This is a genomic window from Streptomyces sp. LUP47B (assembly GCF_001746295.1).
GTDB lineage: Bacteria > Actinomycetota > Actinomycetes > Streptomycetales > Streptomycetaceae > Streptomyces.
This window is the reverse complement of the sequence record NZ_MJAH01000004.1, coordinates 358,274-369,850: the sequence shown is the minus strand read 5'-3', so window position 1 is coordinate 369,850 and position 11,577 is coordinate 358,274. Positions and strand designations below refer to the sequence as shown.

Here is an 11,577-nt window from a genome sequence, read left to right as displayed (position 1 = left end):
TCTTTCGGGCTGTCCCGCTACTTGCGAGCGCCGCTCGTGAACTTCTCGAAGGCGTGACTGAAGGCCCAGGTGTCCTGGCCGATGCCGGAGCAGGAGTCGGAGCCGCCGGTGCCCGGGCAGCCGCCGTTGTCGCGCTGGAGTGCCCAGAAGGAGAGGGTGTTGATCTTCTTGGCCTCGGCCCACTGCTCCACCGCGACCGCGTTCTCGACGGTGAAGGTCTCCTCGGGGCCGTAGTCGTCGATGCCGGGCATCTCGATGACGCCGATCATGCTCCACAGCTTCGCGGAGGTCTTGTGCGGGTAGAGCGCGGCGAGCTGGGCGTGCAGTCCCTCGGCGGCCGTCCTGGTGTCGGCCGCCATGTCGTGCGTGGCGCCGTCGTAGTAGTCGAACGTCATGAGGTTGACGACATCGAGGCGGGCGCCGTTGTCGACGGCGTTCTGGAGCACGGCGAGGCCGTTGGCCTCGAGGCCTTTCGTGGAGGTCGGGAGGGTGTAGGAGAACTGCACGGTGCGGCCGGTGCGTTCGGCCCAGCGTTGGACCTTGGCTATCGCCTTGTTGCGGCGGTCGATCCCGGCGGCGTTGTTGATGGAATCGCCCTCGACGTCGAGGTCGATGCGGCTGATGCCGTACGTCGTGACGAGGCTCTTGAACACCTCGGCGATGGCGTCGACGCTGGTGCAGCTGTCGGCCAGTTCGGTGCCGGTCGTGTCCGCGGACCAGCCGCCGAAGGAGGGGATGACGTCGCCGCCGCGCGCCTGGATGGTGGCGATGTCACGGCCGAAGGACGCCTTCGAGATCGGCTGATCCGTCGCGCCGTTCCAGTAGGCGGTGCACGAACCGGCCGTGGCCGTCTGGAGGAAGGCCATCGTGAGGTACTTGTTTCCGGAGGCCGCGGCGAGTGCGGCCGGGCTCTCGCCGGTCCACGACTCGAAGTAGGGCGCCGCCACTTGGGCGGGCAGGGGCTTGCCGAAGGCCGGGAGCGAGGGCGAGGACGGCGCCGCGAGCGCGCCCCCTCCCCCGAGTCCGACGAGCCCGGCGGACAGAGCGCTCACGCTCAGACAGGACAGCAACGCACGAAGGTGACCAGGTCGTCTCACTGACGCTCCCATGGGGAAAGGGCATGCGGGGACAGCGGGGACTGCGGAATGGAGAACCGCGGGATGAACCGTGGCCCAATGATTGGACTAGACCACCTAACTGTCAAGGTTCTTAACAGTTAGCTTCGCGGGCCTGCTTCGACCAGGTGGCGCGCGGTTCCCCGCCCGCGGAACGGAAGCGGCTGCCCTCCCCCGGCGCCAACACCTCACCGATGCGGGGCGGTTACGCGGCGGGACGAGCGGCGACCGGTCCGGGCAGGCGCATTGCGGAACCGGAGCGGGTGTACCGAGCGGAGGTCTCAGCGTTCCGGTACGGCGCGGCGCCCCCTCCGTGACCGATACGACGACAGATCCGCTCGCAGCCCGCTGTCCGTAGCGTCAGGCGTGGTCAGCGCACTCCCGCGCGCACCACGGGAGACGACATGCAACGGAGGACCATATGGGCACGTCGCCAAGTAGCTCGCAGCCCGCAGGACATATTGCCGTCGAGGGCCGAGCCGGGGTGCTTGTCGCCCGTATCGACGGAGGCCCGCATGCGTTGTTCGATCCCGAGATCACCAAGCAGCTGAAAGAGCTGGTCGATCGAGCGGACCGCGATCCGGACATCCGCGCGGTCGTCTTCACCGGTACGCATCCCGACCGCTTCTTGAGTCATTCCGATGTGCGCTGGCTACAAGAAGGTGGCACTGGATTCCCGCCGATCAACACGCGCATCGCCAGGCTCGTGGCGCGCACGGCGAGACTCATCAACCGAGTGCCGGTTGTCAGAACGCTCGCGGGGATGACCCGGCTCAAGACACTTCTGCAGCTCGACACGTTCCATGCCACTTTCCTGAAGATGAACGCAAGTGGCACCATCTTCGTCGCGGCACTGAACGGTTCGGCACTTGCCGTCGGCGCGGAACTGGCATTTGCCTGCGATCTGCGCATCATGGCGGACGACGGCGACCACGTCATCGGCCTGACAGAAGTCCTGCTCGCACTGACACCGGGTGGCGGCGGCTCTCAGCGACTGCCTCGTCTGATCGGTACTCATCAGACGTTGGTCACCGTTCTCGAAGGCAGGCCGTTCACGCCTGCGGAGGCTCTCTCACTCGGTGCGGTCGACGAAGTGGTGCCCAAGGAAAAGGTCCTCTCACGGTCGATCGAGCGCGCAGAGTATCTGAGCCTGCGCTCGAAGAAATCCCTCGGAGCCATCAAGCGGTCCATCTACTTCGGCAGCTCCCTTTCGCTCGAGGACGGATTGCAGTTCGAGCACGCCGAGTTCCTCGTCAGAGATCAGTCGAAGGAAGCCCAGAGGCGAATGCTGGAATACATCGCCACCACGGACGCCACTGGCGAACTCCCTCTCTTGAATCCTGAGACGTACGCGCGAGCACTCCGCGCCGGGCGATTCGGAAGTACCCCGAGCGAGTAGCCCGGGTCGATGCGGTGACCTCGTCCCGCTCGGCCCTCTCCGAACTTCGTGACCGAAACGACTGCTTCTTGTCTGCCGCCCAAAACCACTGCCCGCTACGAAACGGAGGCCTCCCATGAGTCAGCCCAGCACGATCCGCCTCGAGCGCACCACCCCGCGGACCGCCAGGATCACGTTCGCCAATCCTCCTGTGAACCTCATGGTTCCCGAGGCCGTGGTGAGGCTGCACGAAATCGTCTGCGGGTTGGACGAGGACCCGGACATCCAGGTCGTCGTCTTCTCCAGCGAGGTCCCCGACTTCTTCATCAACCATTTCGACGGCGCCGCGGCGGGCGACCTGCCCGTACCCCGGCACGAGGACGACCCGCCGGTGTGGACCGACATGGTCCTGCGGTTGAGCAAGGCCTCGTACGTCAGCATCGCGGCCATCCGTGGTCGCACCCGCGGCGCCGGCAACGAGCTGGCCCTCGCCTGCGACCTGCGGTACGCCAGTCGCGAGAAGGCCGTCTTCGGCCAGCCCGAGGTCGGCATCGGAATCGTTCCCGGTGGAGGCGGAACCGAGCGACTCCCCCGATCCATCGGCCGTGACCGGGCGCTCGAGGCCATTCTCACCAGCGTCGACTACGACGCCGACGTGGCCGAGCGCTGGGGGTGGGTCACCCGGGCCCTGCCCGACGCGGAACTCGACGCCTTCGTCGACGCGACGGTCGCCCGCCTCGCCTCCTTCGACCGGCAGGCATTGACGACCGCGAAGTCGATGGTCAACCGAGCGACACTGCCGCCGGACACGGACCTGATCGCCGGCTACGGCGGGTTCGTGGACTCGCTGACCAACCCGGGATTCCTGGCTCGTGCTGTGGCGCTCGGCGCGCTGATCGCCGACAAGGGTCTCGATGTCGAATACCACTTGGGCGAGTACGTCGGCCTGGCCAACCAGAGCTCCTGATCCCTTCTCGCCACAGGCGAGTCTGCCGCGCGGACCGACATGGTCCGGGCCGTCGACGCGCCCAGGTCCGGGCCCCACCGACATCGCCCGGATCGCCGTCGGCGGCATCGCCACCGGTGCCTACGAGTTCGTCGCCGACGACTCCGCCCGCCGGGCGCGGGCCGCCCTCGCCGGGGGCGTCTCCGCCGGCGTTCACGTCATCGATCCATCGCCCAGTACGTCTGCCAGGGAAATGCAGGGAACGCCATGAAACAGCAACGCGAGCAACGGGTTCGGGGCGGCAGCGCCGTCTGGGCCGTGGTCATCACCAGCGCGGCCGGATTCATCACCGCGCTCGACAACCTGATCGTCACCACCGCCCTCCCCTCCATCCGCAAGGACCTCGGCGGCGGACTCGAAGACCTCGAATGGACGGTCAGCGCCTACACCCTCACCTTCGCCGTCCTGCTCATGTTCGGCGCCTCCCTCGGTGACCGCTTCGGCCGCCGGAAAATGTTCGCCATCGGACTCGCGATCTTCACCACCGCCTCAGCCGCCGCCGCACTCGCACCGGGCATGGGCGAACTGATCGCCGCGCGTGCGGCCCAGGGCGTCGGGTCCGCGATCGTGACGCCGCTGACGCTCACCCTGCTCTCGGCCGCCGTCCCCGCCGAACGGCGCGGCGCGGCCCTGGGTGTCTGGGGCGCGGCCAGTGGCATCGCGGTGGCCACCGGACCGCTCATCGGCGGCGCGCTCACCGAGAACCTCTCCTGGCAGTGGATCTTCTGGGTCAACGTCCCCCTCGGCCTGGCACTGATCCCCTTCGCCCTGCTGCGGCTGAACGAGAGCCGCGGCCCCAACCCCACCCTCGACCTCGTCGGCACCGTCCTGGCCAGCGGCGGCCTGTTCGGCATCGTCTACGCCCTGGTGCGCGGCAATGCCGACGGCTGGACCAGCACCCCGGTACTGGGCGGCTTCTTCACCGGCACCGCCCTGCTCGTCGGCTTCGTCCTGTACGAGCTGCGCGCCAAGAGCCCGATGCTGCCGATGCGCCTGTTCCGTCACCGCTCCTTCAGCGCCATCAACGCCGCCAGCCTGCTGATGCTGCTCGGCATGTTCGGGTCGATCTTCCTGCTCAGCCAGTACCTGCAGACCGTCGGCGGCTACTCACCCATGCAGGCCGGCATCCGGATGCTGCCCTGGACCGCCATGCCCATGATCGCCGGACCCCTGGCCGGGGCACTGTCCGACCGCATCGGCGGCGCACCCGTCGTCACCGCCGGCATGACCCTGAACGCCATCGGCCTCGGCCTGTGGGCCCTCACCGTCCAGCCGCACGAGGTCTACAGCCACATGCTGCCCGCACTGATCGTCTGCGGCATCGGCCTGGGCATGTTCTTCGCCCCCAGCGCCAACCTCGTCCTGAGCACCGTCCGCCCCGAAGAACAGGGCATCGCCTCCGGCGCCAACAACGCCATCCGCGAGGTCGGCGGCGCCATCGGCGTCGCCTCACTGGCCGCCGTCTTCTCCGCCCAGGGCGGCTACGGATCCGCCTCACAGTTCGTGGACGGCCTGATCCCCGCACTCTGGACCGGCGCCGGCGCGGTCGCCCTGGCAGCGGCCGTGGCCCTGCTCATGCCCCGCAGGCACAAAGCCACCGACCACGCCCCGGGAAGCACCCCGGCCGGAGCCCCCGTCACCACCTGACACCCGGATCGAGAGCGCACGCCGCGGGACGTGAGCGCACTGATCACGCCCGGCGCTACGAAAAAGCGAGGAAGACGACTCCGCGAGGAAGACGACTCCGTCACCGTGTCAGTCAAGATTTGGCCAGGTGTCGTTGAACCCGGGTCGTCGGCACTGGCTGCGGGAGACAGCAGCCCTTTAAGCTTTCAAACAAATGGATCTGTACGGACGGCGCCGGGAGCAGGCAGCCCTTGACCGGTTCCTTGACGGTGCCCGTCAAGGAACCGGCGCGGCCCTGACGGTGTGGGGCGACCCCGGCATCGGTAAGACCGCCCTGCTCGACCACGTGGCCGATTCGGCCGCCGCGGACTTCACCGTCCTGAGATGCCGCGGTACCCGTCTTGAGTCGGAGCTGGCCTTCGCCGCGCTGCACGAACTGCTGTGGCCGGTGACGGAGCGGATCAGCACGCTCCCGCAGCCGCAGGCCAAGGCCCTGAACGGGGCGCTCGGTACCAGCACCGACGTGGCGGACCGGTTTCTGATCGGTGTGGCCGTAACCACGCTCGTCGGCGAGCTGGCCAAGGAGCGGCCGGTGCTCATCGTCGCCGACGACGCCCAGTGGCTGGACGAACCGTCCGCGCAGTGCCTGGCCTTCGCCGCTCGCCGACTGAGCAACGAGCCCGTGGCCATGCTCCTCAGCGGACACGACGACCCCGTCGGGGGAACCTGGGACAAGCTCGCGGCGATGGAGGTCCGCGGGCTGGACGACGAGGACGCCCGGCTCCTCGCCCGTGCCGTCGCTCCGCACGCGGACGAGGCAGTGATCCGCCGCACGGTCCGCGCGGCAGCGGGAAATCCCCTCGCACTCCAGGAGCTGCCCTCGTCCATGGCGGCCGGCGACCTCTCGACGCACCCTCACGCCGACGACCGGATCGCCGTCGGACCCCGCCTGCGCCGTGCCTTCCGGGCCCGTACCGAGAGGCTGTCCCCGCCTGCCCGCACCGCCCTTCTCCTCACGGCCGCCGACGACCGCAGCGACCGAACCACCCTGCGCCAGGCCGGAGTTCTGCTCGACCTCGACGCGGCCGCGTGGGACGAGGCGATGCACTCGGGCCTGCTCACCCCGGACCCGGACGGCCGGATCCGCTTCCGCCACCCGCTCATGGGGGCGGTGGTCTACGACGTGGCGCCGGCCACGGACCGGCAGACGGTTCATCGCGCGCTCGCGTCCGTCCTGACAGGTGAGTACGCCGACGAGCTGCGCCCCTGGCACCTCGCCGCGGCCGCGGAGGCCGCGGGCGGAACCGACGAGCAGGTGGCCCGGCTCCTGGAGGAGTCGGCTCAACGGTCATGGGCGCGCGGCGGCTGTGCCACGGCGGCTCGTGCCCTGCGGCGTGCGGCGAGGCTGTCACCCGCCACGGACGACGCGGCCCGGCGACTGTCCTACGGGGCGAGGGCGGCCTGGGAGGCCGGCCACGTCGACGCGGCGCGGGGCATGCTGGAGCGGGCCGAAGGGGTCTCCTCCGCAACCACGGTCGCGGATCTCAGCGAGGGGTTGCGCGGGCTGATCGAGTTCGCGCACGGCGATCTGGAAACCGCCTGCCGTCAGCTGACGCGCGACATGGAGCGGGTGGCCGATCCCGGGCAGGCGCTGAAGCTCGGCAGCATGGCGCTGCGGGCGGCGTGGGCGGCCAGTCATGACGCACTCCAGCGCGAGGCGCTCCAGCGGCTCGAGCGGCGGCTCCCGCAAGGGGACTTCCCGAACGCCGATCTGCTGCCGTTGCTGCGCCAGTGGTGGGCGGTGGACGGGGTCGGCGGCACCGATGACCCGAACCGGATCGGGGCCCCCGTCGCTGACATCCTCACCCGGCTCAGCGGCAGTTCCTGGCTCCTGATGCCACCGGCACCGCTGGCGGTGGCCTGGGGCATCGAGTCCGCCCTGCAGGAGGCGCTCCGCCGCCAGACCGACACGCTGCGGCACACGGACCAGGTCACTGCCCTGACGCAGGCGCTGGCCCAGACCGTGGCGCCCGACATCGCGCAAGGCTCGTGGACCTCGGCCGAGGCGAACGCCCTCGAGGGGCTCCAAGTGGCCGAGGGGACCGGCGACGACCACTTGGCCGCGCAGTGCCGCGCCGGTCTCGGATGGCTGGCAGCCGCGCGAGGCGACGAGCGGACCGTCGCGGACTTCGCCGCCCGGTTCATCGAGGAATGGGTGCCGCGTGGGGTGCTGGTCTTCAGCGCCGGCGCGGAGTGGAACCTCGGCATGTCGGCACTCTTCGCCGGCCGGTCCGAGGAGGCGCTCGACCGCCTGGTCCGGCTGACCGAGCACGGGCACCACTCCGCGCACCCCACCATCGCCGTGCTCGCCGCGGCGGACACCGCCGAGGCGGCCCTCCAGGCAGGGCAGCGGGCGACGGCCGAGGAACAGGCCCGGCTGCTGCGGCGGTGGGCCGAGCGGACCGGGGCGGCGTGGGCGATCTCCGCGACGCACCTCGTCCATGCCCTGCTGGCCTCCGGAGCGGACGCCGAGAAGCAGTTCCGGCTTGCGCTGGATGTTCCCGGAGCCCGGTCGCGGCCCTTCAACTACGCCCGCACGCGCCTCCTCTACGGCGAGTGGCTGCGGCGGGCCCGCCGCCGTACCGACGCCCGGACCCAGCTCGCCGAAGCGGCGGAAACCTTCCGGCGACTGGACGCGGCGCCCCTGCTCGCCCGCACCCGGGCCGAACAGGAACTGACCGGGCAGCACCCGCGCCGCGACTCCGCACCGGTACGGGACACCGCGGCCATCCTCACGCCGCAGGAGTTGAGAGTCGCACGGCTGGCCGCGCAGGGGCTCACCAACCGGGAGATCGGGTCACAGCTGCTGATCAGTCCTCGCACGGTGGGTCATCACCTGGCCAACGTGTTCCCCAAGCTCGGTATCGTCTCGCGCGCCGATCTCGCGCGCATCGATTTCGGAGACGGGCTGCATCTGATCGGCTGACCGCCGCCCGGCCGATGTGCTGAAGCGCCGGCACGGCCGCGGCAGGCCGGCGGACGCCTCGGCTGCCCGTCCGATCCGGTCTTCAGGAGTGGGTCGGCATCGCGAAGTCCGCGCGTACCTGGCTGTCGTCGGGCCGGCGGGCGGTGGCGGTCTTGCGGGTTCTCGCGACCCTCGACCAGGCACTCGCCGTCGTGAGCCACCGCGTCACCCTGCGGCTCGGATTCAGCCGGCTGCTGCCCGATCCCCGGGTCCAGCAGCGCGTCAGCCGCCAACCGCGGCATCGGCATCGTCCCCGAGGTCGCACAGCGCCTTACCCAGCACCCGCCCTGCGCTTCGTTCCCCTGGCCAGCGCACCGCCGAGCCCGGTCAGCCTCGTCCACTTCCCCGACGCTCGGCGAACACTGATCCGCCGGTTCCTGGACGCCGCCGTACCGGAGTGATCCGCAGCTGTCCCGGTCGGGAATCCATGCCTGACGGGCATGGATTCGTCAGCAAAAGCATTACCGCCAGGAGCCCGGCGTGGTTAGCGTCGAGGGCATGAGCGAAACCCCGAGCGCAGGTTTGTCCCGACAGGAAGCCGCGATCACCGTCCTGGGTGGCCCGACGGCCGTGATCGACCTCGGCGGACTACGCATCGTCAGTGATCCGACCTTCGACGACGCCGGTCCCCACGGCTATCTCACCAAGACGGCCGCCCCTGCCGTCGACGAGGACGGCGTCGGACTTGCCGACCTCGTTCTGGTCAGCCACGACACGCATCCGGACAACCTCGACGAACGTGGCCGCGCGTTCGCGAAGGCCGCCCCGTTGGTGCTCACCGGCCCTGTGACCGCCGGACGGCTCGGTTCTCCGGCCGTCGGCCTCGCACCGTGGACCGGTCACTCCGTGCCTCGCGCGGACGGCGGTGGCGACCTGACCGTGCTGGCGGTCCCCGCGGTCCACGGCCCCGAGGACGGCGAGCGGGACGCCGACGGCAACGTCAACTGCGAGGTCACCGGGTTCGTGCTCTCCGGGCAGGGGCTTCCCACCGTGTATGTGAGCGGGGACAACGCCTCGATCCGCACGGTCGCGGAGATCTCCCGCCGGGTGCCCGACATCGACGCGGCCGTCCTGCACGTGGGAGCGGCACGCGTCCCGGCGAAGTTCGACGGCCGTCCGCTGTCGCTGGACAGCCGCGCCGCCGCGGCCGCGGCAGCCGTCCTGGGCGCGGAGACCGTCGTCCCGGCCCACTACGACGCCTGGGCCCACTTCTCCGAAGGGCTGTCGGAGATCGAGCTGGCCTTCCACGAAGCCGGCCTCTCCGCCGTGCTGCGGGCCGCACCCCATGGAACGTGGGTGCGACTGAACCGCTGATCCGCCCTCATCGAAAAGCCGCTCCCAGACCGGGAATCGGCGCTTTCCTGGCCTCGGCCGCCGCCAGCCGGGGCACCCTCACCCACGCCACCTTCAACAACCCCGTCGTCACCGCGGACCTCTTCGACGATCCCGTGATGCGGCAGCCGGAGATCCTCGCCGCCAACGGCGTCTTCGACGCCAGGTCACTGGCACGGCTCTACTCCAGCGTGGTCGACGGCCCGCTGCGCACCAGCTCGCCCACCACCGTCGACCGGGTCCGACGCCGGCAGGCCCACGGGCCCGACGAGGTCCTGGTCGACCAGCCCACCCGCTTCGCCACTGTGTTCGCGCTGTCGTCCCCACGCCGGCCCATGCTCGGCCGCGGCTCGTTCGGCCACGACGGCCTCGGCGGACATCTGGCCTTCGCCCACCCGGAGTCCGGCACCACGTTCAGCTATCTCACCAACCGCGCCATCCCCGACCCCACGCCCCACACCCGGCTGTGGCGCCTGCTGTCGGCAGTGGCTGCGGCCCTGTGATCAGCGCTCTCCTCGCCGGCTCCCGCATCACCGGCCGGCGCCGCGCCGGTCAGGTCGTGGAGGCGGCGGGACCGGGCGGCAGGTGGACCGTCATGATCAGGCTGCAGGTCTCGGTACCCGAACCGCGGTAGGTGTGCGGGGAGTCGCCCTCGAACGTGGCGGTCTGTCCGGCCTCCAGGGCGTGCTCGGTGCCGTCGACGACCAGGGTCATCCGGCCTGAGGTGACGCTGACGGTTTCCACGACTCCGGCCTGATGGGGGTGGCTGGGGTAGTCCTCGCCCGGTTCCAGTCGCCAGCGCCAGACCTCCACCGGGGCCGGGCCCGAGGTCGTCAACATGAGCCGCGCCTCGCTGCCCTTCTCCCCGGTCCACAGGGGCGCCACCGCGTCTTCGGCCACCACGCGCACGCGGCCTTCGGCCGGTCCCTGCATCAAGGCCGACACCGAGATTCCGAGGGTGTCGGCCAGCCGGACCAGGGTGGCCAGGTTCGGGTTGCCCTGGGCTTTCTCCAGTGCCACCAGGGCTCCCTTGCTGACCTGGGCGCGTCGTCCCAGTTCGTCCAGGGACAGGCCTGCCCGGGTGCGGGCGGCGCGGACGTTGTGCGCCACCGTCCGCAGGGCTGCGGCTGGCTCGGCCATCTCATCTCCATCCTCGCCGTCGGCACATCAGAATGCACCGCGCGGTCGTTCGGTTGACACGGGACGGTCGTTGCGTTGTACGGTTCAGTCGTTCCGATGATAGTAAGGGATGTGCTGTGCTCGCTCTGCTGCTGGCCCTGGGCAGCTCGCTCGCCTATGGATGCGCCGACTTCCTCGGCGGCCTCGGCGCACGTAAGGCTCATGTGCTGCGTACCGTGATGATCGCGGCCCCGGCCTCTCTCGCGGTCGAGCTGTTGCTGTGGCCGGTGCTCGGCGCCTCGTTCGGCGCGGGCGCCCTCGGCTGGGGAGCGGCGTCCGGCGTCGCCTCCGCCGCCGCGTTCGCCCTGCTCTACCGCACCCTGGCGATCGGCCCGATGAACGTGCTGTCGCCCGTGACCGCGCTGGTGTCCGCCGCGCTGCCCGTCGGGGTGGGCCTGCTGCAGGGCGAGCACCTGGCCGTCACCGGGCTGGTGGGGCTGCCGCTCGCGCTGGTGGCGGTCCTGCTGGTCAGTGCCGGACACGGCGCCGGGTCGGCGCGCCCCTCCCGTACGGCGCTCCTGCTGGCCTTCGGCGCCGGCACCGCCATCGCCCTCCAGCTGATCTTCCTGCACCAGGCGCCGTCCGACAGCGGAGTGGCGCCGCTGATCGTGGGAAGGGCGGTCTCCTCGGCCGTCACTCTGGCCGCGGCGGGGGTGATGCACCGCCGGCTGGGCTCAAAGCGGCCCGCGTACGCGATGTCCGCGGCCGCGGGTGTGCTGGACTCCATGGCGAATCTGCTCTTCCTGCTCGCCGCCCGCAGCGGGGACCTCGCCGTCGTCGCCGTCATCGTCGCCCTTTACCCGGCCGGCACGGTCCTGCTCGCCCGCGCCGTGCTCGCCGAACGCGTCCACCGCGGCCAGCTCGTCGGCCTGGGCACCGCCGCCGTCGCCGTCGGCCTCCTCGCCCTTTCCTGAAC

General features: G+C 70.6%; 9 protein-coding genes. 7 read left to right on the top strand and 2 right to left on the bottom strand.

Annotation, left to right across the window (positions count from 1 at the left end; translation table 11 throughout):
- Positions 1–17: 17 nt before the first annotated feature.
- Positions 18–1,052, bottom strand: coding sequence for a chitinase (locus BFN33_RS15250; RefSeq protein ID WP_370743289.1), 1,035 nt, complete (start codon positions 1,050–1,052; stop codon positions 18–20).
- 484 nt (positions 1,053–1,536) lie between these two features.
- On the opposite strand from BFN33_RS15250, the gene BFN33_RS15245 reads away from it, so the two are divergent.
- The 6 genes from BFN33_RS15245 (at position 1,537) to BFN33_RS15220 (ending at position 9,985) form a co-directional block, all read left to right on the top strand.
- Positions 1,537–2,514: an enoyl-CoA hydratase/isomerase family protein gene (locus BFN33_RS15245; RefSeq protein WP_069760561.1), complete on the top strand. Its 978-nt coding sequence runs from the start codon at positions 1,537–1,539 to the stop codon at positions 2,512–2,514.
- 115 nt (positions 2,515–2,629) lie between these two features.
- Complete coding sequence (locus tag BFN33_RS15240) at positions 2,630–3,460, top strand: enoyl-CoA hydratase/isomerase family protein (RefSeq protein WP_069760560.1); 831 nt, start codon at positions 2,630–2,632, stop codon at positions 3,458–3,460.
- A gap of 246 nt (positions 3,461–3,706) precedes the next feature.
- Positions 3,707–5,146 (top strand): DHA2 family efflux MFS transporter permease subunit, encoded by a 1,440-nt coding sequence (locus BFN33_RS15235; RefSeq protein ID WP_069760559.1) that lies wholly within the window; start codon positions 3,707–3,709, stop codon positions 5,144–5,146.
- A 193-nt stretch (positions 5,147–5,339) separates the two neighbouring features.
- Positions 5,340–8,111, top strand: coding sequence for a helix-turn-helix transcriptional regulator (locus tag BFN33_RS15230; RefSeq protein WP_069760558.1), 2,772 nt, complete (start codon positions 5,340–5,342; stop codon positions 8,109–8,111).
- A gap of 537 nt (positions 8,112–8,648) precedes the next feature.
- Positions 8,649–9,464, top strand: coding sequence for an MBL fold metallo-hydrolase (locus tag BFN33_RS15225; protein WP_069760557.1), 816 nt, complete (start codon positions 8,649–8,651; stop codon positions 9,462–9,464).
- Positions 9,443–9,985: a serine hydrolase gene (locus BFN33_RS15220; RefSeq protein WP_069760556.1), complete on the top strand. Its 543-nt coding sequence runs from the start codon at positions 9,443–9,445 to the stop codon at positions 9,983–9,985. The genes BFN33_RS15225 and BFN33_RS15220 overlap by 22 nt, the downstream gene beginning before the upstream one ends.
- 49 nt (positions 9,986–10,034) lie before the next feature.
- Here BFN33_RS15220 and BFN33_RS15215 read toward each other — a convergent pair whose 3' ends face one another.
- Entirely contained in the window at positions 10,035–10,622 is a 588-nt protein-coding gene (locus BFN33_RS15215) for a helix-turn-helix domain-containing protein (RefSeq protein ID WP_069760555.1), read from the bottom strand.
- 116 nt (positions 10,623–10,738) lie between these two features.
- On the opposite strand from BFN33_RS15215, the gene BFN33_RS15210 reads away from it, so the two are divergent.
- Complete coding sequence (locus tag BFN33_RS15210; RefSeq protein WP_069760554.1) at positions 10,739–11,575, top strand: EamA family transporter; 837 nt, start codon at positions 10,739–10,741, stop codon at positions 11,573–11,575.
- Positions 11,576–11,577: the final 2 nt, after the last annotated feature.